Raw genomic sequence first — 26,194 nt, 5'->3', positions numbered from 1 at the left:
GAGTGCTGCACGGATAGGTGACAGTTTGAAGTCACGCCGTCAGTGCGGGGGCCGTGTTCACAGGGTCTCTAGCTCGATGGGCGTCAAACGCCTAACTCGGTGTTAGCGTCTCTGGCCGTGGTAGGTCCGCTCGATCCAGGTCACGATCGCGATGCGCAGCTGTTCCCGGGTGGTCCAGGAGCGGCGATCGAGGACGGTCTTCTGGCACAGGGCGACGAAGGATTCCATGGCGGCGTTGTCGCCGCTGGAGCCGACCCTGCCCATCGATCCGACCATGCGGTGACGCACCAAAGCGCGCATGAGTTCGAGTAGCCCACGATTCGACCGGAGACCACGTCGTTGATGGCGTAGCAGTAGAGCGTGCCTTCCGCGGTCTTGTACTCCGTAATGTCCACCAGCCAGAGCTCGTTCGGCGCCTCAGCGGCGGACACATGCCGCGTTCCGCCGCCGTCGTCGATGACGGCGCAGAGGTCGTCGTGGACGAGCGGCCCGGCGTGCATCCCTTTCCCGCGCCACGCCGCCCGATCCGACATGGATTCGCCCGCATCACGGGACTCGTGGGCGAGGAGCCGGTGGCCAAACTCGAGGCCGTCGTTGAGCGTCGAACAACGCGTTCGCGCGATAAGCCTCCGCCACCTCACTGGGCGTGATGAGATCCGCCAGCCACCGGTCGTAGAGCTCGCGGGAGAGCTTAAGGACCCGACACGTCACCGTCACAGGGATTCCTGCTTCGGCGAGCTCCCTCACGAGCGGGTAGAATCCGTTTCCGGCAGGTTCACCTGCGACAGATACGCCACCGAGCGCCGGAGGACCTCGTTCTCTTGCTCCAGCAGACGGGTTCGCTTCCGCAGTTCACGGATCTCAGCCGCCTCAGCGCGGGACTGGCCGGGCTTGACGCCCTCGTCGACCGCGGCGCGGCCGAGTCACTTCTGCGGCGTCATCGGGTGAACGCCGAAGTCTTTCGCGATCTGCTCGATCGTCACTCCAGGTTCCCGATTTCTCGCGACGCGCATCACGTCAGGGAACTCCGCGGGATAGGGCTTTGGCACAACGCCATCCTTCCGGGCCGCCTCACGGGCAAGCCAGATCAGATGTCACCCATTCGTGCAGCAGTCCCCTTCGCTCTCGCCCCATGATAGCCGGGATCCCAGGTTTGTTCTTTGGTGAATATGGCTCGAACGCAATAACTTCATTCGGAGTGGGTGTCCCCTGATCTGGGTAGAGGGACTGGTCGCAGGAGCGCGACTCAGATGGGATGATTGTGCGACTGATGCAAGTGGCATCCGCGGGTGCACCACTGCAACCACGTTTCATATTTTGGGGGATAATTCGTGTCGAGAACCATTGCTGCGACTGTTGCTGCGCTTGCGCTTATCGTCAGCTTGACGGGGTGCACCGTCGCCCCCGCTTCGCGCGAGGCAACCGCGGGCGCTTCGCCGACGGCTACCGCTGTCGCGAACCAAACCTCGGAACAGAATGCAACGATCAAGGCCTTCGTGACTGCCGCGTTCGGCGACTCATACGAAGTCGCAACTCAGCATGCTTCCCCGGGTTCAGCGGCAGAACGATATGTTGTCCACCAGCAGGCCGTGAACGCGGCCTTCAACGCCAACGGCGATGGTCAGAACGATCCGGCCAATGATCCGACACTCACTTTTGAAGATGGCGTGGTGACCGTCGTGCAAGCCGAGATTGGAACATACACGCTAAGCGACTTCACATTCGATGACGACGGACTCGTAAGTGGTTGGACGGGCAAGAGCGGCACTGTCGAAAGCACTCTCTGGACGCAGCCCTGGGCAGGCGACATTGGCGGGAATACGCTCGAACTTGTGTCGGCGTACAAAGCGAATAGCGGAAGCCTGTTTGTTGTCCTGAAGGCGACCGCCAGCACACAGTCCATCTCGCCGTACGGATATAGTGCAACATACTCTGCATCGGACGGCATCACGTATAGCGTGGTCGGCTCCTCCCAGCCTCAGAGCATCGCCGCAGGATCAGCGGGATACGTCGTGCTCATCTTCGATGGAGCTCCATTCGGAGGCACGGTGAATCTCTCGGGCGCCAGTCCTGAGGACTTCTCTGCGATATGGGCCGCTTCGATCCCAGTCTCCTGAGGACTGACAACGCGGCCCCGCACCCTGGGCTCGTCCGTCGCCCCTAGTATGTCGTCGATCCCGTTCCGCCACCATTCCGCGAATGCAGCTAGCCGAGGTCCGGTCAACTCTCGAAACCGAATGGCGCAGTCGCCCGCACACTCTGCGGCTGGAGGTCACCCTCGCAATCCCGGAGCGTGGTCACGACCGGGCAAGTTGCGCGGATGAGTTATCCACAGATGACCGGCTGCCGTGTGTGAGCGACAGCATGGCCTCGTAGCGTCTCCTCAGTGATGGTGGTGTTCATGGGGGGACGGTGCTGATGCCACCGGTGCTTGCACTGGTGTTGCTGTGGCCTCGTTGAGCCGGTGGGGTGGCTGGGTGGTCGCTCAGCTGGTCGCCTCGGGGTACGGGTCGTCGGTGCTACTGCGCGACACCTGTTTGGGTCGCTGACTGATCTGGTTGCTGGTCGGGATCATTCGCAGTGCAGCTTTGGCGCACTCCGCGCTGTATCTCCGCCGCAAAGCCCGGCTGCCAGTCGCTACACCGCGTTCAGCGATGACGGACGGCGCCCCGTTCGACCTCTCGCCGCACCGCCAGTCGCGGTAGGCCCGCTGGTTTCGAGTTCTGCCGACATTCCGGACACATCACCCCGGTCGCCGGGCTCGGGTCGTCGGCGATCCTGGAGCTGGCGAACAACATGCTTTATGTGGTCCTGACAATCTGCGCGATCCGTGTCGTGTTCTCTGCGGCGTGTATCGCGTTGGGGTGGTTCGTCAAGAACGGCACCCTGAAATCCGCCGGCATCACCGGGGCGATCTGCGGTGTTGCGGCGGCTGCAGTTGCGGCTAGCACGACGGCGTTGGTCAACTTCGGCGCGAACCTCCAACTCCTGTGATGACGATGCTGCCGACCGGGGAGGGGTTCGCGATTCCGCAGTTCGGGTGCGGGCCAGCCGACATTCCGTGTATGGCGCAGGAGGCTGCGACCCGGGTGATCGGTGGTGGGATCGTCGGACTCGGGGACTTCATGACCGACATGCTCGCAAACGCGTTCATCGGCAGCCGCCCCGCGGAGTCGAGTTGGGAGGTGGCAGATGGGCAGTTCTGGTTCTGGATCGCGACGATGGGGCTTGTCACGGCGATTGTCGCCTTGTTCCAGATCGCTCCTGCCGTCGTGTTGCGCGACGGGCGCCGGATTGGGCAGATCGCCGCAGGCCTGGTGGTGGCGGTGCCGGCGAGTGTCGCTGGCGTGTACGTGATGCAGCAGTTCGTGGTCCTGGGCGGTGAGACCACTGACGCTCTCGTCGCGACGGTGCAGGATCAGAGCCTGGGGACCGCGCTGCTGCGGATGTTTGGCTACACGACTGTCGCAGGCGAGACGATTGCGAACGAGGACGGAGGCATCGTCGAGGCGTTGCGGCCAGCGACGAACGCGGTCCCGTCGACGATCATCGGCCAGTACGTGATCGTCCTGCTGATTCTCGGCATCATGGCGATCGCGGCGCTGTTCTTGTACGTGTCAATGGCGATCCGCTCATTCGGGCTCGTTGCGTTGGCCGCGACGGGACCGGTCGGTTTGATGATGGTCGGTCAACCGAAGTTCGCGGTGTGGGCGACACGGTGGGCGAACCTCACCATCGGGCTGATTATCGCCGAACCTCTTGCCGCCGCGATCCTCGTGCTCACCATCCGCCTCACAGCCCGGTCGACGAATGTCGGGGTGATGATCGTGTCTGCCGGGATCGTGTTCGCTGCCGCATTCGCCCCACTGTGGGCGGTGCGCCTCGTGTCGTTCGCCGGGGACGAGGTGAAACACTCGCTGCAGGCTCGCCCGCACCCGTCTGCCCGAGCGCAGTCCGCAGTGCGCGTCGTCGGGAAGCGGTCGTCCGTGGGGTCCGTTGCTACAGCCGTTGCTGCAATTGCGGCGCAATTCGACCGATGACGCATTACGCCAGCCGCAGGTGATGAAAAACAGCCGCTGACCTGGGGTTTCCAGGGCAACGGCCGGGTGTAGCAAGTGGAGCCGCCCAAGGGAATCGAACCCTTGACCTTCTCATTACGAGTGAGATGCTCTGCCGACTGAGCTAGGGCGGCGTGTGCGCAGGTTGCCCGGCGCACGAGTATCCATGTTAGCGCAGCTTTTGCACCGTCGTGTACAACTCCGAGAACGAACGCCTGATCCGCTCGGCGAGCGAGCCTGGGTTCGGCGAATCGGCCCAGCAGCGCCAGGCGTGGCGAAGGCCGGCGAAGCCCACCATCGTGATCATCCAGCACCGGTCGAAGAGCGCCTCAGCATCACGTTCGAGCTCGGGATCGTCGTTCAGCACGCGTCGCTCGACCACCTTGTACAGGCCCTCCTCGAAGCCGCGCATGCTGGCGATCCGAGCACCGAGCAGGTGCGGGTGCTCGCGCAGCACGTCCTTCCGGAGGTGGTGGATCTCGATGTCCTCATCGGCGTCGCCGACCGTCCGTGCGAGCAGCTCCCCGAGACCTGCGAGGACATCGGACGCGGGCCCGGCGGTCAGGAACGCCTCGAGGGCGTCACCGTCCGGAATCAGCGGGATGTCGCCGATGAGCGCCTCCTCCTTGGTACCGAAGTAGTTGAAGAAGGTGCGCGGCGACACCTCCGCCCGGCGACTCACCTCCTCGACCGTCACGTTCTCCAGACCGCGCTCGGCCGCGAGCGTCAGCACGGCGTGCTGGATCGCACGGCGCGTCGCGATCCGCTTCCGTTCGCGAAGCCCCGGCTCCACAGGCGCAGTCATCGTCATGCTCTGGCTGTCAGCTGCACATCGGATCGGACGTGGGCACCGTGCCGTCGATGAGATAGTCGTCGACGGCGGCGTTCACGCAGGAACTGCCCTTGTTGTAGCCGGTGTGACCCTCGCCCTTGTACGTCACGAGCTGGCCCTGGTCGAGCTGCTCAGCGAGGTTCTGCGCCCACACGTACGGGGTCGCGGGGTCGTTCGTGGTACCGACGACGAGGATCGGCGCTGCGCCCTTCGCGTGGATCTCCGTGCGCTCCGTGCGGGTCTTGTACGGCCAGTTCGCACAGAACGTGTCGCCGTAGGCCATGTACTCGCCGATCACGGGCGCCGCCTCCTGCAGCTGCTTCGCCTCGTCGGCCATCTTCGTCTTGTCGTCGTCGTAGCTGTAGTCGAGGCAGTTGATCGCGTTGAACGCCTCCGTCTGGTTGTCGGAGTACTTCCCGGACTCGCTGCGACCGTTGTAGCCGTCGGCGAACTGGAACGCGATGTCGGTCCCGCCCTGCATGACCTCGTCGAACATCTGGCTGAGGTACGGCCAGGCGTCCGCCTGGTACAGCGGGTAGATGATCGCGGTGAGCAGCGTGTTCCCGCCGAGCTCACGGCCGTCGTCGGCGGGGATCGGGTTGGCGTCGACCTCGTCGAGCAGGGTCTTGATCTCCGTCATCGCGTCGTCGACGGAGCCGCTGAAGGGGCAGTCCTTGCCCGTCATGCAGTCCTCGAGGTAGGCGCGCAGAGCACTCTCGAACCCCTTCGCCTGCTCCTTGACGACCTCGAAGTTGGTGGTCGAGGGGTCGATCGCTCCGTCGAGCACGAGACGCCCGACGTTCTTCGGGAACAGCTCCGCGTAGGTGGCGCCGAGGAAGGTGCCGTACGAGTAGCCGAGGTAGGAGAGCTGCTTGTCGCCCACCGCGGCACGCAGCATGTCGAGGTCCTTCGCTGCACTCTGCGTGTCGACGAACTCGAGCAGTTTGCCGGTCTCCTCCGAGCAGGCATCACCGAAGTCCTTCGCCGCCTTCTCGTTCGCCGCGATCCACTCGTCGGAGCCGCGCTCCCCCGGAGTGATGTCGTAGAGGTAGGCGTCCATCTCGGAGTCGCTCAAGCACGCGACGGGAGTCGAGCGCCCCACGCCGCGAGGGTCGAAGCCGACGACGTCGAAGTTCTGCTGCAGTTCCTCATCGACGGCGAAGTCGAGGCTGTCGGCGACGAGGCTGTACCCGGAACCGCCCGGCCCGCCGGGGTTCATGAACAGCGAACCGATCGGCTTGCCGTTCGTCGCCTGGTGGCGGACGAGCGCGAGCGACAGGTCGCCGCCCTCCGGGTTGTCCCAGTCGATGGGCGCCTTCGCGGTGGCGCACTCGAAGCCGTCGGCGCAACCGCTGGTCTTCCAGTCGAGCTCCTGCTCGTAGTAGGGCTTGAGCGCTGCGTCGACATCGCTCTCGACCGGCGAGGACGAAGACGACGGCTGGGCCTTCGGCGGCAGGAACGCCGTGACACAGCCGTTCAGGGCGAGCGCGGCGACCGCGAGCCCGGCCACCAGCGCGACCCTCCTGGCTCGGCGCGGAACGTGCCCTCGCGGACTGCGAGCACCCGCCGCTCCGGTCGAGGCCGACGGCTGCTGCCTGGGCGAAGTCACAGAGGCTCCCTACCGGACCGCCGACACGAGCATGGCTTCCAGAGCCAGCGCGGGAGCGACGTTCCCTTCGATTCGTTCACGGGCGACCGAGATCGCCTCCAAGGTTTCGATCGTAACCGTCGGCGTCGTCCGGCGAGCGGCTTCCTCCAGTTCCGGACGCAATTCACGGTTGATGATGGTGCTGTCGTGGCCGAGCTGCAGCAACACGACGTCGCGGTAGAGCGACAACAGGTCGACCATGATGCGGTCGAGGCCGTCGCGGAGGCTCCTGGTGGCCCGACGCTTCTGGTCCTCCTCCATGGCCCGCAGCTGCGAGCGGAGGGCCGGCGGCACCGACTGTCCCGGCTCCACACCCAGCGAGCGCAAGGTGCTCTCCCGCTCCTCCTCGTCACGTGAGGAGGTGTACGCCTTCGCATCGTCACCGGCGAGCTCGAGCAGTCGGCCGGCGGTGACGACGGCTTGCCCGGCGCTCCGGATGTCGAGGACCGCTCGAAGCGTGGACTCGCGCCGCTGCCGAGCGCCGGGGTCGGTGGCGAGCCGATGCGCCATCCCGACATGGCTCTGGGCCTCGCGGGCGGCACGCTCGGCGATGTCGTGCGGCACGCCGTCGCGACGCTCCAACAGTTCGGCGACGTCGTCGACGGTCGGCACACCGAGGCGGATCGAGCGGACGCGCGAGCGGATGGTCGGGAGGAGGTCGGCCTCGCTCGGAGCGCACAACACCCAGACGGTGCTGCTCGGCGGCTCCTCCAACGACTTGAGCAGCAGGTTGGAGGTGCGCTCCGTCATGCGGTCGGCGTCCTCCACCACCATGACGCGGAATCGCCCGACGGATGGTGCCCGGTAGGCATTCCGGACGAGATCGCGGACCTCGTCGATGGTGATGATGACGCGATCGGTGCTGAGCGCTGAGAGGTCGGGGTGGGTGCGCGCCTGCACCTGGCGCCGGGTGACGTCGTCGCCACCCGGTTCACGGCTGAGGAGTGCGGCAGCGAACGCGTAGGCGAGCGTGGACCGGCCGGAACCGGGCGGACCGGTGATGAGCCAGGCGTGCGTGAGTCCTCTGGGCGCGACCGGGTCCGACGCGGCTTGCAGGAGCTCGATCGCGTCGCGTTGACCCGTCAAGTCGGTCCAGGAAGCCATGTGTCTACGATACCCGGCGGCACCGACGCGAGGCGTGCCGCCGTCCGCTCACTGAGCGCAGGGGGAACAGGTCGACCTAGAGCAGCGGCGCGATGCGCCCGCGGATCTCGGCGGCGAGCGCCTCGGGCTGCAGCCCGGCGTCCACCACGAGGAACCGCTCGGGCTCCGCAGCGGCGAGCGCCAGGAACGACTCCCGTACCCTCGTGTGGAAGTCCTGCGCCTCGGCCTCGAGTCGGTCGAAACGCTTGTTGGCGTTGTCGAGGCGGCCGCGGGCCGTCGCGACGTCGAGGTCGAGCAGCACGGTCACGTCCGGCAGCAGCCCTTCGGCCGCCCACATCGAGATGCCGCGGATCTCCTCGGCGTCGAGCACCCGGCCGCTGCCCTGGTAGGCGACGGAGGAGTCGAGGTACCGGTCCTGGAGCACGATCTCGCCGCGGGCGAGTGCCGGCCGCACCACGGTCGCGATGTGGTGTGCGCGGTCTGCCGCGTACAGCAGCGCCTCGGCGCGAGGGCTGATGTCGCCGCGGTGGTGCAGCACGATCTCGCGGATCTCGACGCCGAGCTCGCTCCCGCCGGGCTCGCGCGTGCGCACCACGGTGCGACCCTGTTGCTCGAACCACTCGCTCAGCAGGCTCGCCTGGGTCGATTTCCCGACGCCGTCGCCGCCCTCGAGCGTGATGAAGAGTCCTCGTGGACTCACGTCCTCGCTCACGTGGCGGATGCCGCCTGCTCTGCAGCAGCCTTGTTGGCGGCCCTCGTCGCGGCAGCCTTCTTCGCGGCGGCGGAGCGTGCAGCCGACGTCGTCGACGAAGCCTTCGCCGTCGCGGTCTTGGTGGTCGCGGCCTTCTTGGCGGGAGCCTTCTTCGCGGGCGCCTTCTTGGCTGGAGCCTTCTTCGCCTTCGGCTTCGCCGGGCCCTTCGCACGCTTGTCGGCGAGGATCTGGACAGCGCGCTCGAAGTCGACGTCCTCGACCTGCTCACCACGCGGGATGGTCGCGTTGGTGATGCCGTCGGTCACGTAGGCGCCGAACCGGCCGTCCTTGATCTTGATCGGCTTGCCGCTCTCCGGGTCCGCTTCGAACTCCTTGAGCGCGCTCGACGCTTTCCGAGCACCGTACTTCGGCTGTGCGAACAGCTCGATGGCACCGGGCAGGTCGATCGAGAAGATCTCGTCCTCGGAGGTGAGCGACCGGGTGTCGGTGCCCTTCTTCAGGTACGGACCGTATCGGCCGTTCTGAGCGAGGATCTCGTCGCCGGACTCGGGGTCGGCGCCGACGACGCGCGGCAGGTCGAGCAGTTTGAGTGCGGTGTCGAGGTCGATGGTCGCGAGGTCCATCGACTTGAAGATCGACGCGGTGCGTGGCTTCTCAGCCGCGGCCTTCTTCTTCGCAGGGGCCTTCTTCGCCGGCGCCTTGGCGTCGGTCACCTCACCGGTCGCCGAGTCGACGACGATCTCGGCTTCGGGCTCGGGGTCGACCTCGGTGATGTACGGACCGAAGCGGCCGTCCTTCGCGACGATCTGCTTGCCGGTGTCGGGGTTCAGTCCGATGACGCGGTCGCCGACGACGGGTGCGTCGATGAGCTCGTGGGCCTTCTCGGGCGTGAGTTCGTCGGGAGCGAGGTCTTCCGGCAGGTTGACGCGACGAGGGGTCGGCGCTTCCTCACCCTCGGCCGGCGGCGGGCCGTCGGGGGTGACCTCGAGATACGGGCCGTACTTGCCGATGCGCAGGGTCACGCCGTCGTCGATGACGATCGAGTTGATCCGACGGGCGTCGATGTCACCGAGGTTGTCGATGACCTGGCGGAGGCCGCGGCCCGCTTCGTCGCCGAAGTAGAAGCCCTTCAGCCAGTCGACCCGGTCGACCGAGCCACCGGCGATGCGGTCGAGGTCGTTCTCCATCTCAGCGGTGAAGTCGTACTCGACGAGTTCTTCGAAGTACTCCTCCAGCAGCCGGACCACGCTGAACGCGACCCAGCTCGGGATGAGCGCCTGGCCACGTTGCGTGACGTAGCCGCGGTCGATGATGGTGGAGATGATCGACGCGAAGGTCGAGGGGCGGCCGATGCCGAGCTCCTCGAGTCGCTTCACGAGGCTGGCCTCCGTGTAGCGCGGCGGCGGGGACGTCTCGTGGCCCTTGGCCTCCGGGTCCTCGATGCCGAGCTGCTGACCTTCCGTCAGCGGCGGGAGCTTCGCGTCGGACTGATCGTCGCTCGCGTTCCGGTCTTCGTCCTGACCTTCCTCGTAGGCGGCGAGGAAGCCTCGGAAGGTGATGACCGTTCCGGAGGCGGTGAACTCCGCACGCCCGACCTCGGTCGCGGCCTCCAGCGTGATCGTCGCGGTGGAACCCTTCGCATCACCCATCTGGCTGGCGACGGTGCGCTTCCAGATCAGGTCGTAGAGCTTGAAGTCGTTGCCACGGAGCGTCGATGCGAGCGAGGACGGCGTGCGGAAGGTGTCACCGGAGGGACGGATCGCCTCGTGCGCCTCCTGCGCGTTCTTGCTCTTGCCCGAGTACAGACGCGGCTTGTCGGGGACGGTCTCTGCGCCGTAGAGGTCTGCCGCCTGCTTGCGTGCCGCGTTGATCGCCTGTTGGCTGAGCGACGGCGAGTCGGTACGCATGTAGGTGATGTAGCCGTTCTCGTACAACGACTGGGCGACGCTCATCGTCTGGCGCGCGGAGAAGCGCAGCTTGCGGCCGGCCTCCTGTTGCAGCGTCGAGGTCGTGAACGGTGCGGCCGGCCGCCGCGAGTAGGGCTTCGACTCGACCGAGAGCACGGTGGCCTTCGACTGCTCGAGCGCTGCGGCGAGCGCCGTGGCTCGCTGTTCGTCGAGGGTGACGGCGCTGCCCTTGAGCTTGCCGAGGTCGTCGAAGTCGCGGCCGGTGGCGATGCGTTCGCCGTCGAGGCGGACGAGGCGCGCGCTGAACGGCGCCCCGGTGGCGTCGGCGCCGGGCAGGAAGCGGGCGATGACGTCCCAGTACGAGGCGGCGCGGAAGGCCAGGCGCTCGCGTTCGCGGTCGACGACGAGACGGGTCGCAGCGGACTGCACGCGGCCGGCGCTGAGACCTGGGCCCACCTTGCGCCAGAGCACCGGCGAGATCTCGTAGCCGTAGAGGCGGTCGAGGATGCGGCGGGTCTCCTGTGCGTCGACGAGGTCGGTGTCGAGCGGACGGGTCTTGTCCTTGGCGGCGAGGATCGCGTCCTTGGTGATCTCGTGGAACACCATGCGGCTCACGGGGACCTTCGGCTGCAGCACCTGGAGCAGGTGCCAGGCGATGGCCTCGCCTTCGCGGTCCTCATCAGTCGCCAGGAGGAGTTCGTCGGCGTTCTTGAGGGCCCGCTTGAGGTCAGCGACGGTCTTCTTCTTCGCGTCGGAGACGACGTAGTACGGTTCGAAGCCGTTGTCGACGTCGACCGAGAACTTGCCGAGAGAGCCCTTCTTGAGCTCGGGCGGAAGGTTCTTCGGCTCGATGAGGTCGCGGATGTGACCGACCGAGGACAGCACCTCATAGTCATCGCCGAGGTATCCGGCGATGGACTTCATCTTTGTCGGTGACTCTACGATCACGAGTTTCTTGCCTGCCACGAGGCTCCTTCCATCAGCCACACCATACACACGTGCACAGCAGGCTTGTCCAATCGGGTGTGAGTCGGGACGGGTGTCCATCCCCTTGCGTTCTGCGGTGTTCGGAGCAGAATGTGTGCCATGAGTACCCAGACGAGCAGTTACACCGTGAAGTTGACCGACGGTCCGCTGGAGGGCAAGACCATCTCCGCCCAGCTCTCCGATGCCGGTTCGCCGACGCCGACCGTCGACGTACCGAGTGGCACGTCCGGCAAGGTCTACCGCTATGCGCGGACCACCGGGCAGGAGTACGACGACTCTGGCGCGCCGAGCGCGGTCGACTACCGCTTCTTGGAGGCGGTGTTCACCTCCTCGGAGAGCAGCTGACGATCCGTCGCCACTACCTCTTTATATAGGGCGGCTCCGGGCACGCTGACCAGCGCCGCTGCTTCACGGCGGTGGTCCGGCCCTCGCAGCGACAGTGATCGAGCCCCAGTGGGTGTCGACCGAGGCATCGACGCGCACCGTCGGCCCGTCGACGACACAGGTGTCGAGGACGGCCCGATTGCGTGCGGCGACCCTCCAGGCAGTCTCGCAGGGGAAGCCTGGGAGTCGGCCCGACACCGTGTCTGCTGCGGCGAGCGCTGCGGCGTCTGCGGCGTTGGCCGCCTGCTGGTGTGCGGCGAACAGCGAACAGACCGGGATCGCCGCCAGCAGCAGTGCGACGAGGGCCCCGAGGACGCCGATCGCGAGGATCGAACCGGACCCGCCCTCGTGATGCAGCGAACGGGTCGTCATCGTCCGGCATCCATGGCGCAGGCCTCGGCTTGCACAGGGATCCATGCGGCCGCTCCGGAGGCGGCATCCGCGCTGACCCGGACACAGACGAGGTCGCCCTCCGCCCCGCTCGTCATGCTCGCGCCGGGAAGCGCCCGTTCGACCCGGGCCGCTGCGGTCCCGTGATCGTCGCCCCGCCCGAGACTGCGTGCTCCGTCGGCGGCGGCATCGGCCGCCCGCAGCTGCAGCACGCCGAGTTGCAGGGCTGACAGCCCCATCGCGAGCACGAGGACGACGGCGGGGACCACGACCGCGAACTCCGCGGTCACCGCACCGTCCTCCGAGGCGGCGGCCATCCGTCGGATCCGCACGGTTCAGCCGTTCGCGGTGAGGGCACGGCGGATCAGGTCGGTGAGGATGCCCCGCACCTCGTCGCCTCGGAGGATCGCCACGAGGAGCCCGGCGAAGCCCACGGCCGCCATCGTCGCGACCGCGTACTCGGCCGTCGCCGAGCCTCGCTCGTCGTGCAGCAGACGCTGCAACGCGCTGCCCGCTTCCCGCCCCATCCCCCGGATGCTGATGCTCATGGTGTTCCTTCCTCGGCACCGAAGTGCACTGCTCGTGGCACGAACCCTTCCATGGTGACCGCCCCGCCGCGCTGCTGGCGTCGACTCCGGCCGATCCGCGAAAACAGACACGCGGGATTGCTCTGTGGAGGACGCTCCGGCGGCGCACACGCTCAGAACCCCAGGGCCGTCGAGCTGAGCACACTGAGCAGGAGCGGTGCGACCCCGACGAGCAGGAACGCCGGGAGCACGCAGACACCCAGCGGGATCATCAGTCTCGTCGCGAGCACAGCCGCCGCGCGCTCACCATCGGACCGCGCCTGATCACGCAGTTGTTCCGCCTCGCTCCGCAGGAGTTCCCCCGCTGGGATTCCCGCACGAGCCGACAGGGCGATCACCCGGGCGACCACCCGGTCGTCGTGCGGGACGGCGAAGCGTCGGCAGGCGTCCTGGACGAGTGCCTGCGCGGCCGACGCGGAACCGCCGCCGGCCATCGCGACCGCGACGAGGTCGAGCGACAGCCCTGGCGCCGGGTCGCGCCGTGCCGCGCGCGCGGTGAGCGCGGCACTCCACCGACCGCCGGCGACGAGGAACCCGATTCCGAGTGCCGAGCAGCACAGACCGGGCACCGTGGTGAGCAGGGTTCCCACCGTGTCGAAACCGAGCATCATTCCGAGGACGATGGCGACGAGGGGCAACCAGAGCACGAGGCGGGCTGTGGCGGCCGGTCCCGCCATCGCCGTGCCGACATCGCGGCCGATGCGGTCGAGCTCCCGCAACGAGCCGGCCAGGTCTCTGAGGCACACACCGAGTGGCGCTCCTGACGCCGCGGCGACCTGCCAGGCGGCGGCGAGCGCAGCCCAGGCCGTCCGGACGCCGTCGCCTGCCTCCCGATCGACGACCATCTCGATGGCCGCAGCGACGTCGCCGCCCTCCGCTGCAGCAACGGCCACGGCGTGCAGACTCCGGGCATCCTCGTGGCGATCGTCTGTTCCACCCGGGTCTTCCTCCGATGCCGCGTCATCCCCTGTGCCCGTTGCCTCCTCGGCGAGGTGCGACCAGGCGCTCGCCGGTGCGACGCCCGCGCCCAGGAGGACGGCGAGTCGTCTCGTGAGGAGTGCGACCCGTGCCGCACCGTCGTCGTCGGGCGGCTGCGCCCCGGGGAGCGATGAGCGGACCCTCGCCAGCACCGCGAGCGGCGTCACTGCAGCTCCGCCACCGAGAGCCGCCCGTGCGCATCGAGGACGAGTCGTCCGACCGCGTCTACGCGCCGACCGGCGGGCGTACGAGCGAGGTGCACGATCAGTCCGATGGCACTCGTCGCCTGTCGGGCCACGGCCTCCTGGCTCATTCCGGCAAGCGCACCGAGCGCTTCCAGTCGAGCGGGCACGTCGGTCAACGAATTCGCGTGGAGGGTGCCGGCGCCGCCGTCGTGGCCGGTGTTGAGCGCTGACAGGAGCTCGCGCACCTCCGGTCCACGGCATTCCCCCAGGACGAGTCGGTCGGGCCGCATTCGCAACGCCTCTCTGAGCAGACGCTCGAGGTCGATCCCGCCCGCTCCCTCGAGGTTCGCCTGCCTCGACTGCAGCGCGACGACGTGCGGGTGGAGGATGCGCAGCTCGGCGACGTCCTCGATGACGACGAGGCGCTCGGCCGTCGAGGCGAGCCCGAGCAGCGCACCGAGCAACGTCGTCTTCCCCGAGCCTCCCGCGCCGGTGATCAGGATGTTCGTTCGTGCCGCGACAGCTTCGCGCAGGAGTTCCGCCACAGCAGCAGGGAACATGCCGACGCGCTCCAGGGCGTCGAATCCGAGCGCCTCGTCACGTGGCACGCGGATCGACAGGAGGGTGCCGCGCGAGGACACCGGTGGGAGCACCGCATGCACTCGGACACCGTCCTGCAACCGGACGTCGACGCAGGGTGTCGCTTCATCGACGTGCCTGCCGCCCCGGGCGACGAGACGGGTCGCCAGCGCACGGATCGTCGCCTCATCCGAGCACCACCCGGCCTCGCGCACGAGCCCGGCACCATGGTCGAGCCACAACCCGGACTCACCGTTGACGAAGAGGTCGGTCACGCCCGGGTCGGCGAGGTACGGGGCGAGCGCACCGAAGTCGGCGAGCGCAGCGGGGCCTCGGGAGGGCTGGTCCCCGCCTCCGGCTTCCGCCGGGTCGACGTCGTCCTCCTCCTCCGGTGGGCACGGCGGACGGGCGGCGACGAATCGATCGGACATGCTGGCGAGCGTAGGGCGCGGTGCGGCACCCGAATCCGCCGGCGCCGGTCATCGACGACAGACGAAGCGGTCGAGCATCCTGTGGAGGACGGTCGCGCCTAGCGACCGATCGTGGAGGCGCGGACGATGAGGTCCGCACCGATCACCGGCGCTGCCTCGATCTCGCGCCCCTCGATCCGGGCGAGCAGCTGAGCGGCTCCCGCGCGCCCGAGGGCCTCGCCCGGCAGTCGCACACTCGTCAGCGGCGGGTCGCTGATGACCGACGACGCGAGGTCGTCGAACCCCGCGACCGCGAGTTCCCCTGGCACCGGCATACCCATCAGTCGCGCCGACTGCAGCACGCCGTATGCGTGGGTGTCGGTCGCGCACACGATGGCGGTGACGCCGACGTCCCGCCACCGCGGCCAGCTGTCGACGAACGCGGCCGACGCCGCATCGACGTCGATGATGCTCTCCGCACGGTCGTCGACGTGCACGCGCATGCCACGGACGGCGGCCTCGCGCTCCAGCAGGAGGCGTCGGAGGAGGAAGGTGTCCGTCGCCGTCCGCCCGCCGAGGTAGCCGATCTGGCGATGGCCGAGCACGTGGAGATGGTCGAGGAGCTGCCGGACCCCACCGAGCAGGTCGAAGTCCACCGATGCAGCCCGGTACCGAGCCGACGACGCGGACGGCGCTGCTGCGGTGGCCGAAGACGGCTCGACGGCCTCAGCAGCGACGTCCGGCAGCCGCGGGGCGTCGAGCAGGACGAGGGCGGCATCGAGTCGCAGCTCGTCGAGGAACGCCTCACTCGGCGCGTCGACGACGACACCGGCCGGTCGCAGCGCCGCCAGCCGGCTGAGCGCGGACACCGTCGGGACGTCGCCCTCGCCGGTGACCGACACGAGGAGTTGATACGCGTCGCCGAGGCCCGCCCGCAAGCCACGGATGACGGCACCGAAGTAGGGGTTCGAAGCGTCGGGTGTGACGAACACGACGAGGTTGCTCGAACCGCTCGCGAGCGCACTGGCGGCATGGTCGACGACGTAGCCGAGATCGGCGATCGCCTGACGCACGCGTTCGGCGTTCTGCGCCGACACGTGCCCGGCCTCCTTGCCGTTGGCGACGAGCGAGACAGCGGCGACCGAGGTCCCCGCGCGTTCGGCCACCATGGCGGCCGTCACGCGGCGAGGGCTGCGCGGGCTGGGTTCGTTCGTCGCTGCTGGCACCTGTCGATCGTATCGGCAGCACCGGAACCACCTGTGGAGCATGGTCGATTGGCGAACCTAAAGCGCTTCACGTATGCTGCCAGCAGCGAACCTGAAGCGCTTTACGCACTTTGGGCGAGAACCCCCGCAACCCCAACGATGTGGAGAACCATGCCCCGCAAGATCATCCTCGACTGCGACCCAGGACACGACGACGCGATCGCCATCCTGCTCGCCCACGGCAACCCCGAAGTCGAACTGCTCGCCGTGACGACCGTCGTCGGCAACCAGACCCTGCCGAAGGTCACGAGGAACGCCCTCGCCGTCGCGCGCATCGCCGGGATCACCGACGTGCCCTTCGCCGCCGGCGCAGACCGCCCCCTCGTCCGCCCGCTCGAGAACGCGCCGGACATCCACGGGGAGTCCGGCATGGACGGCCCCGTCCTGCCAGAGCCCGCGATCGAGCTCGACGGACGTCACGCCGTCGACCTCATCATCGACCTCGTCATGTCGCACGAGCCGGGCGAGATCACGCTCGTCCCCACCGGCGGCCTCACGAACATCGCCCTCGCCGCCCGCAAGGAACCACGCATCGTCGAACGGGTGCGGGAGGTCGTCCTCATGGGCGGCGGCTACCACGTCGGCAACTGGTCTGCAGTGGCGGAGTTCAACATCAAGATCGACCCGGAGGCCGCCCACATCGTCTTCAACGAGGCGTGGCCCGTCGTGATGGTCGGCCTCGACCTCACCCACCAGGCTCTCGCGACCCCCGCGGTGGCCGAACGGATCGCCGCCATCGGCACCGGCCCGTCGCGCTTCGTCGGCGAGCTCCTCGAGTTCTTCGGCACCACGTACAAGGACGCACAGGGCTTCGACAGCCCACCGGTCCACGATCCGTGCGCCGTCGCCTACGTGATCGACCCCACGATCGTGAAGACCGTCAAGGTCCCGATCGACATCGAGCTCACCGGCACCCTCACCCTCGGCATGACCGTCGCCGACTTCCGGAGTCCGGCTCCGGACGACTGCTCGACGTGGGCGGCGACGGAGCTCGACGCCGACCGCTTCTGGGCCCTCGTCACCGACGCCCTCGAGACCATCGGGGAGGTCGAGCTGTGAGCACCGAGTCGACTCAGAACCGTCTGAGCTCCACGAAGCCCGCCGTGCGCGTCGGCGCCCTCATGACCGCGCTGCTCGCAGCCTGCGTCGCCTTCCAACTGAACGCGAGCATGCTGAGCCCCGCGCTCGTCAGCATGGCCCGTGAACTGAACACCGACGACGCCACCATCGGCCTGTCGCAGACGATGTTCTTCACCACCGCGGCATTGTTCTCCGTGTTCCTCCCCCGACTCAGCGACATCATCGGCCGTAAGCGCGTCCTCACCGCGATGCTCGTCATCATGCTGGTCGGAACCGTCGTCGCAGCGCTCGCCGTGAACGTCGAGATGCTGTTCGTCGGCCGCATCATCCAGGGCGTCTCCGGGCCCGTGGTGCCGATCACGCTCCTGATGCTCCGCGCCGAGGTCACCGACCCGAAGCGCTACGGCGCGATGATGGGCCTCATCACGGCGGTCAACGGCGGAATCGCCGGGATCGACGCGCTCGCCGGCGGCTGGCTCGTCACGAACCACGGCTTCCGTTCCGTGTTCTGGACGATGGCCGTGGTTGCGGCCGTCGCGATCGTCTTCGTCATCCTGTGGGCGGCGAACTCGCAGCCGTCCAAGGGGACCCGGATGGACTGGTGGGGCGTGCTCCCGTTGGTCGTCTCGATCGCGGCGCTGCTCACGGCGTTCAACGAAGCCGGCAAGTTGGCAGCGGCGAACTGGCTGCTCGTCGGCGGGTTCATCGTCCTCGCCCTGGTCGCCTTCGGCGTCTTCTGGACGATCGAGAACCGCGTCGCCGAGCCGCTGGTCGCGACGAAGTACCTGCGCCAGCGCAGCACCTGGGCGCTCCTGCTCACCACACTGCTCACGATGACCGGCGTCTTCGCGGTCGCCAACGGTCTCGTCACCTCGATCGCGCAGAACGCCGACGCAGGGTTCAGCATGGAAGCCGACCTCGCGTCGCTCGCCTTCCTCACGCCGTACGCGCTCGTCGGTTGGCTCGTCGGACCGTTCGCCGGCCGCCTGGCACCCACCCTCGGCTACCTGAACGTGCTGCGGATCGGACTCATCGGTTCCATCGTCTCGATCGTCATCATGGCGCTCGTCGGCGTGCACTCGCTGCCCGTCCTCATCGCGACGACGGTCCTCATCGGCGCGACCTACGCGGGCATCGGCAACATCATGTTGAACGGCCTCGGCATCGTGCTGTCGCCGAAGGACAACCCCGGGTTCCTCCCGGGCCTCAACGCCGGCGCGTTCAACCTCGGCGCCGGCCTGAGCTTCGTGGTCCTCCCCGCGGTCCAGATCGCCGTCGCCCCGGCGGGCGGCACTACCACCAGCGGCTACACGAGTGCGATGCTGGTGGGCGCAGGCATCACCGCGGTCGCCCTGCTGGTCTCGTTCCTCATCCCGAAGCCGGTGAACGCCGAGGTCGGATCCGCCGACACCGTCGACGCGACCCCCGCCCGCGCAGAGAGGTAGCAATGCAGAGCTCACGCATCGTCGTCGTCGGTTCGTTGAACGCAGACCTCGTCGTCAGGACACCCCGATTCCCGCAGCCGGGTGAGACGCTCACCGGCTCGGAACTCGTGGTCATCCCGGGCGGCAAGGGCGCGAACCAGTCGGTCGCTGCCGGCCGATTGGGTGGCGACGTCACGATGATCGGCGCGGTCGGCGACGACGCGAACGGAACCCTCCTGCTCGGTTCGCTCTCCGAGGCCGGTGTCGACGTGAGCCGCGTCGCGAAGCGCACGGACGTCGCGACCGGCACCGCCGTGATCACCGTGGACGACGCCGGGGAGAACACGATCATCGTCTCCCCCGGCGCCAACGGAACGCTCAGCACCGAGCGCATCGGCGACGCCTGGCAGGCGCTCGACGGCGCGGGCGTGCTCTGCCTGTGTCTCGAGGTGCCGTTGCCCACGGTCCTCGAGGCGGCACGGCGAGGCGCTTCGGCCGGGGCGCTCGTCCTCCTGAACCTCTCGCCCTACGGCGCGGTGCCGACGGAGCTGCTCGCATCGACCGGTGTCCTCCTCGTCAACGAGCACGAGGCCACAGACCTCGCGGGAGTCGATCCGCAGACCGCGGGCTGGCCTGCCACCGCGGAGGCCCTGCGCGAGCGCGGCATCACGAGGGCCGTCATCACCACGGGCGCGGCCGGCAGCATCGTCGTGGACGGCGATGCGGCAGTGGTCGCCGTGCCGTCGCCGAAGGTGGACGCCGTGGACACCACGGGGTGCGGCGATGCGTTCATGGGGTCGCTCGCGCTGCGACTCGCGGCCGGCGACGCGCTCGTCGAAGCGGCACGCTACGCGTCGACGGTCGGCAGCTACGCCGCGACCGGCGAGGGCGCGCAGGCCTCGTACCCCGACGAGGCCCAGCTCACAGCGTTTCTCGAGCAGCACCCGGTGGCCGACGCGTAGCCGGCAGCAGGAGCGCAGCAGAGCGCCCGCGACGGCCTGGAGACAGGTCGCGGGCGCTCTGCGTCGCAGCCTCCCGGCCGTGTGGCCGTCCAGCCTGCAGACAGAAGAAGGCGGCACCCATTGGGGGGAATGGGTGCCGCCTCTACGGTGCCGGATTGGGGGGAATCGCTGGCACCGCACGCACGAATGTGTATTCGGCCGAATGCAAGTCTACGCCAGTCGACCTGGATTGCAAGACACGTGGTGACCCCAGATCGAGTGGTTTCCCTACCATCCCCCAGTGCGCTCCCAGCTTCACCCCTGGTTTGTATGGACGAGTGACAAACCTGCAACGCAGAACGCGCTACGCTCGTGCATGGCACGGACGCGGCCACCTCGGGGTGGACCGGGCCGGACCGCGGATTCGCAAAGGAGCGAGAGACACACGATGAGCACTCAGATCGACAGCCTGCTGCACGAGGACCGACGATTCCCACCCTCCGAGGAGTTCGCAGCGGGCGCCGTCGCGAACGCCGAGCTGTACGAGCGGGCGGCATCAGACCGCGTCGCGTTCTGGGCTGAGCAGTCCCGCGAGCTCCTGCACTGGGACACCCCCTTCACGAAGACCCTCGACTGGTCGAACCCGCCGTTCGCCACCTGGTTCGAGGACGGCTCGCTCAATGTCGCCTACAACTGCCTCGACCGCCACGTCGAAGCCGGCAACGGCGATCGCGTCGCCCTGCACTGGGAGGGTGAGCCGGGCGACTCCCGCTCCGTCACGTATGCCGAGCTCACGGCCGAGGTCAAGCGTGCCGCGAACCTCTTCACGAGCCTCGGCGTCGAGGCGGGCGACCGCGTCGCGATCTACCTGCCGATGATCCCCGAGGCGATCGTCTCGATGCTCGCCGTCGCGCGGATCGGTGCCGTGCACTCGGTCGTCTTCGGAGGCTTCAGCGCCGACAGCCTGCGCTCCCGGATCGACGACGCTGAGGCGAAGCTCGTCATCACTGCCGACGGCGGCTACCGCAAGGGCAAGGTGTCCGCACTGAAGCCTGCCGTCGATGCCGCGCTCGCGAGTCGGGGCGACCTCCCCGTCCAGGCGACCGTCGACCACGTGCTCGTCGTCCGTCGCGGCGAGAACGACGTCGACTGGACCGAGGGTCGCGACCTCTGGTGGCATGAGGCGATCGCCGATGCCGCCCCTGAGCACGAGGCGCAGGCGTTCCCGGCCGAGCACCCCCTCTTCATCCTCTACACCTCGGGCACGACCGGGAAGCCGAAGGGGATCCTGCACACCTCGGGCGGCTATCTCACGCAGACGGCGTTCACCCACAAGAACGTCTTCGACCTCCGTCCCGAGACCGACATCTACTGGTGCACCGCCGACATCGGGTGGATCACCGGCCACAGCTACGTGACGTACGGTCCCCTCGCCAACGGTGCGACGCAGGTGCTCTACGAGGGCACGCCGGACGCGCCGCACCCGGGCCGCTGGTGGGAGATCATCGAGAAGTACGGCGTCAGCATCTTCTACACGGCACCGACGGCGATCCGTTCGTTCATGAAGCTCGGGCGCAAGATCCCGAAGCAGTTCGACCTGTCGTCGCTGCGCCTGCTCGGCTCGGTGGGTGAACCCATCAACCCCGAGGCCTGGATGTGGTATCGGAAGATCATCGGCGGCAAGCTCGCACCGATCGTCGACACGTGGTGGCAGACGGAGACCGGTGCGATCATGATCTCCGCTCTCCCCGGCGTCACCTCGACGAAGCCCGGCAGCGCGCAGGTGCCGATCCCGGGCATCTCGATCGACGTCGTCGACGACGCAGGCGACCCGGTCGGCGCCGGCGGCGGTGGACTCCTCGTCGTGACCGAGCCCTGGCCCTCGATGCTCCGAGGGATCTGGGGCGACCCCGAGCGGTTCAAGGAGACCTACTGGGAGAAGTTCTGGGACGTCCCAGGCGGGCCCTTCTACTTCGCGGGTGACGGCGCCCGCCTCGACGGCGATCGCGACGTCTGGCTGCTCGGCCGCGTCGACGACGTCATGAACGTGTCCGGGCACCGGCTCTCGACCGCCGAGATCGAGTCGGCGCTCGTCGCGAACGAGATGGTCGCCGAGTCCGCCGTGGTCGGCGCTGCGGACGAGACGACCGGTCAAGCGGTCGTCGCGTTCGTCATCATCAAGGAGTCGCACCTCGAACAGGCCTCCGGCCTCGCCGACATCACTGGCGCGCTCCGCAGCTGGGTGGGCGAGCAGATCGGCCCGATCGCCCGACCGCGCGAGGTGTACATCGTCAACGAGCTCCCGAAGACCCGCTCCGGCAAGATCATGCGCCGACTCCTGCGAGACGTCGCAGAAGGCCGTGAGGTCGGCGACACGACGACCCTCGCCGACACGACCGTCATGCAGATCATCACCGACAAGATGGTCAAGAACGCGTAGTTTCGCGTTGAACGCACGAGAGCCGGATGGAATCCCTGATCCCATCCGGCTCTCGTGCGTCCGGCCTCTGCTCCCCACCTCGCGGCGCGCCGGCACTTCTCCACATCCATCGTGCTGCCGCCTCGGAGGCGCGCTGCCCTGCGGCAAGCTGCAGCCATGGACCTCATCAGCTGGCTGGAGAGACGCGACGGCATCGCCGAACGACGGGAAGCGATCGAACTCGGCGCGACGCGTTCGCAGATCGACTCGACCCTCCGCGATGGAGCGATCCGACTCATCCGGCGCCGGTGGCTCGCGACATCGTCCGCGCCGGCGGATCTCACGGTCGCGGCCACGCACGGCGGTCGCCTGACGTGTCTCAGTGCGGCTGCGCGGCTCGGTCTCTGGACGCTCGGCGATGGATTGATCCACCTCAGCGTGAGGGCGAGTTCATCGGAACCGTGCCCGCCTCGCGTCAAACGCCACTGGATGAACACGCCGAGCGGCACGGTCGGACGCCGCTTGATCGAACCCGTCGAGACGGCCCTCATCCACCTCGCCGCCTGTCAACCGTTCGAGTCGGCCCTCGTCGTGCTGGAGTCGGCTCTTCGTGGTGGCCTCGTCGATCGCGAACACCTGCTGCGCCTGGAGACCCGCTCGACGCGCTTTCGCGCCGTCGTGAACGAGTGCACCGGCCTCGCCGATTCAGGCATCGAGACCATCCCACGCATCCGGCTCCGGAGGCTCGGCATCGACATGCGCCAGCAGGTGGTGATTGACGGTCACCGGGTCGACGGCATGATCGGCCGAAGGCTCGTCCTGCAGTTCGACGGACACGCTCCACACCAGCAGGTGGAGCAGCGCAGTCGCGACCTGCGCCAGGATCGCCGATTGCTGCTGCTCGGCTACACCGTGCTCCGGTTCAGCTATCAGCAGGTCATGTACGACTGGGATCACACCGAACGAGCGATCATCGCAGCCATCGCCCATGGAAAACATCGTTGAACGCACGAGAGCCGGATAGAATCCCTGATTCCATCCGGCTCTCGTGTCGAGGGCTACGCGAATTCGACGATGAGCTCCACCTCGACGGGCGAGTCGAGCGGGAGGACGGCGACGCCGACGGCGGAGCGCGCGTGCACGCCGAGGTCGCCGAAGATCTCGCCGAGGACCTCGGACGCACCGTTGATGACGCCGGGCTGGCTGGTGAACGCCGGGTCGGAGGCGACGAAGCCGACGACCTTCACGACGCGCGTCACGCGGTCGAGCGAACCGATGACGTTCTCGACCGCGGCCAGCGCGTTGAGCGCGCACGTGCGGGCGTACGCCTTGGCGTCCTCCGCGGACACGAGGCCCTCCCCGTCTCCGACCTTGCCGGTGGCGGGCAGCTTGCCGGCTACCATCGGCAGCTGGCCGGACGTGAAGACATGGTCACCGGAGACGACGGCCGGAACGTAGGCGGCGACGGGCGGCACGACGCTCGGCAGCGTGATGCCGAGTTCGGCGAGGCGGTCAGCGATCTGAGACATGGGTTCCTTCCGGGAACGGTGGGCTGGATCAGGAATCGGCGATGGGGCGCTTCAGGTAGGCGACGAGCCCACCCTCAGGTCCGGTGACGACCTGGACGAGCTCCCAGCCTTCCCCGCCCCAGTTGTTCAGGATGGCCGCCGTGTTGTGGATCATCAGCGGGGTGGTGAGGTACTCCCAGCGGGTCATGGCTCTCCTCGATCGGGCGCGCCGCACGGTGGGGTGGACGAGCAGAAGGTGATGCAGGGCTGTTCAGAGCGAACGTCGAGTGAAGCTCGCTCACAGTTTCCCCGCTTACCGTCGATCCTATGCCTGAACAACGAACCTCCGCGAAGACGGTCGCCCAGGGCGTCCTCGGCTTCGTCGGCCTGAGCGTCGCCGCCGGTGTCCTCGCCACCGCAGCGGTGACCCCTGCCATCGCCGTGACCGGGCTCGCCACCTCCACGAGCATCTCCGTCTTCGACGGCCTCCCCGACTACCTGCAACTCGACTCGCTCGCGCAGAAGTCGAGCATCTACGCCAAGGACTCCGCCGGCAACCCGGTGCTCCTCGCCTCGTTCTACGATCAGAACCGCATCGAGGACAGCTGGGAGCAGATCTCGCAGTTCGCGAAGGACGCTGCCGTGTCGGCCGAGGATCCGCGCTTCTTCGAGCACGGCGGCATCGACCTCGCGGGCACGGTCCGCGCGGTCGTCAACAACGCCACCGGCGGCTCCACGCAGGGCGGCTCGTCGATCACCCAGCAGTACGTGAAGAACGTGCTCGTGCAGAAGGCCGAGGCGATCCCGGACGCCACCGAGAGCAAGGCGGCCTACGAGGAGGCCACTGCGACGACTCCTGAGCGCAAGCTCAAGGAGATGCGACTCGCGATCGGCCTCGAGAAGACGTACAGCAAGGAGGACATCCTCCGCGGGTACCTCAACATCGCCGGCTTCGGTGGTCGGGTGTACGGCATCGAGGCGGCGTCGAACTACTACTTCAACACGACGGCCGCGAACCTCACGCTCGAGCAGGCGGCGACGCTCCTCGCGATCGTGAACAACCCCGAGAACCTCCGCATCGACCGACCCGACAGTACCGACAACGGTGCCGCGAACGGGTACGCGCTGACGCAGACGCGGCGCGACTACGTCCTCAAACAGATGCTGTCCGAGGAGAAGATCACCAAGGAGCAGTACGACGCGGCCGTGGCGATCCCGATCACGCCGACGATCGTCGCGCCGGTGACGGGCTGCACCGCGGCCGCCTCGGCCGCCTACTTCTGCGACTACGTCACGAACGTGCTCCAGAACAACGAGATCTTCGGCTCCACGCAGGAGGAGCGCTGGACGAACTTCAAGCGTGGCGGCTACAGCGTCTACACCACACTCGACCTCGACCTGCAGGGTGCGTCCCAGGCGGCGATCGACGAGTACGTCCCGAAGACGACGACTGAGCTCGACCTCGGTGCCGTCGCGGTGAGCGTCGAACCCGGCACGGGCCGCATCCTCGCGATGGCGCAGAACAAGGACTACTCGCAGGACCCGGACGTCATCGCGACGGGCGGCAACTACAGTGCGATCAACTACAACACCGATCAGGCGTACGGCGGGTCCGCGGGTTTCCAGCCCGGATCGACGTACAAGATCTTCACGCTCACCGACTGGTTGAAATCCGGGAAGGGCGTCAACGAGTCGATCGACGCGAACCGCAGATCGAACTGGGGCACGTTCACCGACAGTTGCGTGGACGGCGGAACCGTGACGGCCGACGCCGGATGGAACCCGCAGAACGACGAGGGCGAGTCCGGCTACTACTCGGTGCGGCGTGCGACCCAGCAGTCCATCAACACCGCGTTCATCTCGATGGCCCAGCAGCTCGACCTCTGCGACATCATGAAGACCGCTGAGTCGATGGGTGTCCACCGAGCCGACGGCGCTCCGCTCGACAACGGCCCGGCCTCGGTGCTCGGTACCAACGAGGTGGCACCGTTGAGCATGGCGACCGCGTTCGCGACCCTCGCCGCGGGCGGCCTGACCTGCGACCCGATCGCGATCGACACCATCACGAAGCCCGACGGCTCGGCCTCAGCAGTACCGTCGGCGAACTGCAGACAGTCGGTCGATGCGAAGGTCGCCGCTGCGGCGGACGACGTGCTGCAGGGTGTCGTTTCGAGCGGCACGGCTTCGGCTTCCGGCAGCCGCACCGACGGTGTCGGCGAGCTCATCGGCAAGACCGGCACCACCGACGACGCCGAGGCGACGTGGATGAGCGGCGCGAGCACCACCGTCGCAACCGTCGTCGGCACGTTCAACGTCTCCGGCCACGTGAACCTCCGCAACACGTACATCGGCGGGACGCAGGTCGCGTCCATGCGGCACTACATCTGGCCGCAGATCATGTCCGCCGCGCTCGCGAAGTACCCTGGCGGTGACTTCCCCGCAGCCGACCGCGCCACCCTCCAGGGCGACGGCACCGGCGGGAGCGAGGAGGAGTCGACTCCGACGCCGACACCCACCCCCGAACCGTCGCAGGTGCCGAGCGAGACTCCGACGCAGGCTCCCGACGACGGTACGGGCAACGGTGGCACCGGAGACGGCAACCCGGGCGACGGCGCCGGTGACGGCACCGGCAACGGCGGAAACTCCGGCAACGGCAACAGTGGTGGCGGTACGGGATAACGATTCCCTGAGCGTCTCGATCGTCGCCGATCAGCGGAAAACCGGGCGACACCGGCCCGCTGATCGGCAACGATCGACCCTCAACGCGCCTCTGAGCGGGCCTTTTTCAGGATTGTC

At 67.9% G+C, this 26,194-nt stretch carries 23 protein-coding genes, 1 tRNA gene and 1 pseudogene; 10 read left to right on the top strand and 15 right to left on the bottom strand.

Annotation, left to right across the window (positions count from 1 at the left end; all coding sequences use genetic code 11):
- Window positions 1-105: 105 nt before the first annotated feature.
- Window positions 106-1,049, bottom strand: a pseudogene (locus KXS11_RS17645) (IS3 family transposase); the annotation flags it as partial.
- A 282-nt stretch (window positions 1,050-1,331) separates the two neighbouring features.
- On the opposite strand from KXS11_RS17645, the gene KXS11_RS17640 reads away from it, so the two are divergent.
- The 3 genes from KXS11_RS17640 (at window position 1,332) to KXS11_RS17630 (ending at window position 4,040) form a co-directional block, all read left to right on the top strand.
- Window positions 1,332-2,117: a hypothetical protein gene (locus tag KXS11_RS17640; protein ID WP_437386987.1), complete on the top strand. Its 786-nt coding sequence runs from the start codon at window positions 1,332-1,334 to the stop codon at window positions 2,115-2,117.
- A 679-nt stretch (window positions 2,118-2,796) separates the two neighbouring features.
- Window positions 2,797-2,994, top strand: coding sequence for a hypothetical protein (locus KXS11_RS17635; RefSeq protein WP_437386986.1), 198 nt, complete (start codon window positions 2,797-2,799; stop codon window positions 2,992-2,994).
- 71 nt (window positions 2,995-3,065) lie between these two features.
- On the top strand, window positions 3,066-4,040 hold the full coding sequence (locus KXS11_RS17630; protein WP_437386985.1) for a hypothetical protein: 975 nt from the start codon (window positions 3,066-3,068) through the stop codon (window positions 4,038-4,040).
- 76 nt (window positions 4,041-4,116) lie between these two features.
- On the opposite strand, the gene KXS11_RS17625 is transcribed toward KXS11_RS17630, so the two are convergent.
- From KXS11_RS17625 to topA, 6 genes are all read right to left on the bottom strand, one after another.
- Window positions 4,117-4,192: transfer RNA gene (locus KXS11_RS17625), tRNA-Thr, on the bottom strand.
- Between the two features lie 35 nt (window positions 4,193-4,227).
- Window positions 4,228-4,863 carry a TetR/AcrR family transcriptional regulator gene (locus KXS11_RS17620; protein WP_437386984.1) on the bottom strand — a complete coding sequence of 212 codons (636 nt, stop codon included), beginning with the start codon at window positions 4,861-4,863 and terminating at the stop codon, window positions 4,228-4,230.
- A gap of 16 nt (window positions 4,864-4,879) precedes the next feature.
- Window positions 4,880-6,400 carry an alpha/beta hydrolase gene (locus KXS11_RS17615; RefSeq protein ID WP_437386983.1) on the bottom strand — a complete coding sequence of 507 codons (1,521 nt, stop codon included), beginning with the start codon at window positions 6,398-6,400 and terminating at the stop codon, window positions 4,880-4,882.
- Window positions 6,401-6,508: 108 nt separating this feature from the next.
- Entirely contained in the window at window positions 6,509-7,642 is a 1,134-nt protein-coding gene (locus tag KXS11_RS17610) for a DNA polymerase III subunit delta' (protein ID WP_437386982.1), read from the bottom strand.
- A gap of 76 nt (window positions 7,643-7,718) precedes the next feature.
- Window positions 7,719-8,354, bottom strand: coding sequence for a dTMP kinase (tmk, locus tag KXS11_RS17605; protein WP_437386981.1), 636 nt, complete (start codon window positions 8,352-8,354; stop codon window positions 7,719-7,721).
- On the bottom strand, window positions 8,351-11,185 hold the full coding sequence (gene topA, locus KXS11_RS17600) for a type I DNA topoisomerase (RefSeq protein WP_437386980.1): 2,835 nt from the start codon (window positions 11,183-11,185) through the stop codon (window positions 8,351-8,353). Before topA ends, tmk begins: the two co-directional genes overlap by 4 nt.
- A 162-nt stretch (window positions 11,186-11,347) precedes the next feature.
- Here topA and KXS11_RS17595 point away from each other — a divergent pair, with 162 nt between their 5' ends.
- Window positions 11,348-11,593 (top strand): hypothetical protein, encoded by a 246-nt coding sequence (locus KXS11_RS17595; RefSeq protein ID WP_437386979.1) that lies wholly within the window; start codon window positions 11,348-11,350, stop codon window positions 11,591-11,593.
- Between the two features lie 63 nt (window positions 11,594-11,656).
- Here the strand turns inward: KXS11_RS17595 and KXS11_RS17590 are convergent, their stop codons facing one another.
- From KXS11_RS17590 to KXS11_RS17565, 6 genes are all read right to left on the bottom strand, one after another.
- The gene (locus KXS11_RS17590) at window positions 11,657-12,004 is read right to left on the bottom strand and encodes an Rv3654c family TadE-like protein (RefSeq protein ID WP_437386978.1); all 348 of its coding nucleotides are present in this window, start codon (window positions 12,002-12,004) and stop codon (window positions 11,657-11,659) included.
- Window positions 12,001-12,339, bottom strand: a complete 339-nt coding sequence (locus KXS11_RS17585) for a TadE family type IV pilus minor pilin (protein ID WP_437386977.1) — start codon at window positions 12,337-12,339, stop codon at window positions 12,001-12,003. The genes KXS11_RS17590 and KXS11_RS17585 overlap by 4 nt, the downstream gene beginning before the upstream one ends.
- 18 nt (window positions 12,340-12,357) lie before the next feature.
- Window positions 12,358-12,549, bottom strand: a complete 192-nt coding sequence (locus KXS11_RS17580; protein WP_437387021.1) for a DUF4244 domain-containing protein — start codon at window positions 12,547-12,549, stop codon at window positions 12,358-12,360.
- Between the two features lie 173 nt (window positions 12,550-12,722).
- Window positions 12,723-13,754: a type II secretion system F family protein gene (locus KXS11_RS17575; RefSeq protein WP_437386976.1), complete on the bottom strand. Its 1,032-nt coding sequence runs from the start codon at window positions 13,752-13,754 to the stop codon at window positions 12,723-12,725.
- Complete coding sequence (locus KXS11_RS17570; protein WP_437386975.1) at window positions 13,751-14,782, bottom strand: TadA family conjugal transfer-associated ATPase; 1,032 nt, start codon at window positions 14,780-14,782, stop codon at window positions 13,751-13,753. The genes KXS11_RS17575 and KXS11_RS17570 overlap by 4 nt, the downstream gene beginning before the upstream one ends.
- Before the next feature lie 98 nt (window positions 14,783-14,880).
- Window positions 14,881-15,987 carry a LacI family DNA-binding transcriptional regulator gene (locus KXS11_RS17565; protein ID WP_437386974.1) on the bottom strand — a complete coding sequence of 369 codons (1,107 nt, stop codon included), beginning with the start codon at window positions 15,985-15,987 and terminating at the stop codon, window positions 14,881-14,883.
- Window positions 15,988-16,137: 150 nt separating this feature from the next.
- On the opposite strand from KXS11_RS17565, the gene KXS11_RS17560 reads away from it, so the two are divergent.
- The 5 genes from KXS11_RS17560 (at window position 16,138) to KXS11_RS17540 (ending at window position 22,895) form a co-directional block, all read left to right on the top strand.
- A complete protein-coding gene (locus tag KXS11_RS17560; RefSeq protein ID WP_437386972.1) occupies window positions 16,138-17,085 on the top strand; it encodes a nucleoside hydrolase in 948 nt (315 codons plus the stop codon).
- Between the two features lie 62 nt (window positions 17,086-17,147).
- A complete protein-coding gene (locus KXS11_RS17555) occupies window positions 17,148-18,551 on the top strand; it encodes an MFS transporter (protein ID WP_437387020.1) in 1,404 nt (467 codons plus the stop codon).
- A gap of 2 nt (window positions 18,552-18,553) precedes the next feature.
- Entirely contained in the window at window positions 18,554-19,492 is a 939-nt protein-coding gene (locus KXS11_RS17550; protein WP_437386971.1) for a ribokinase, read from the top strand.
- A 427-nt stretch (window positions 19,493-19,919) separates the two neighbouring features.
- A complete protein-coding gene (gene acs / locus KXS11_RS17545; RefSeq protein WP_437386970.1) occupies window positions 19,920-21,911 on the top strand; it encodes an acetate--CoA ligase in 1,992 nt (663 codons plus the stop codon).
- Between the two features lie 156 nt (window positions 21,912-22,067).
- On the top strand, window positions 22,068-22,895 hold the full coding sequence (locus tag KXS11_RS17540; protein ID WP_437386969.1) for a DUF559 domain-containing protein: 828 nt from the start codon (window positions 22,068-22,070) through the stop codon (window positions 22,893-22,895).
- A gap of 53 nt (window positions 22,896-22,948) precedes the next feature.
- Here KXS11_RS17540 and KXS11_RS17535 read toward each other — a convergent pair whose 3' ends face one another.
- Window positions 22,949-23,419, bottom strand: a complete 471-nt coding sequence (locus KXS11_RS17535) for a RidA family protein (RefSeq protein WP_437386967.1) — start codon at window positions 23,417-23,419, stop codon at window positions 22,949-22,951.
- Window positions 23,420-23,447: 28 nt separating this feature from the next.
- On the bottom strand, window positions 23,448-23,606 hold the full coding sequence (locus KXS11_RS17530) for a hypothetical protein (protein ID WP_347868113.1): 159 nt from the start codon (window positions 23,604-23,606) through the stop codon (window positions 23,448-23,450).
- Window positions 23,607-23,725: 119 nt separating this feature from the next.
- Between KXS11_RS17530 and KXS11_RS17525 the strand changes: the two genes are divergently transcribed.
- Complete coding sequence (locus tag KXS11_RS17525) at window positions 23,726-26,077, top strand: transglycosylase domain-containing protein (protein ID WP_437386966.1); 2,352 nt, start codon at window positions 23,726-23,728, stop codon at window positions 26,075-26,077.
- Window positions 26,078-26,194 lie beyond the last annotated feature (117 nt).

The organism is Plantibacter flavus (genome assembly GCF_051487245.1).
In the GTDB taxonomy this organism is placed as follows: Bacteria; Actinomycetota; Actinomycetes; order Actinomycetales; family Microbacteriaceae; genus Plantibacter; species Plantibacter flavus_B.
Note: the sequence above shows the minus strand (reverse complement) of the source record. Positions and strands in the feature narration are given on the sequence as shown.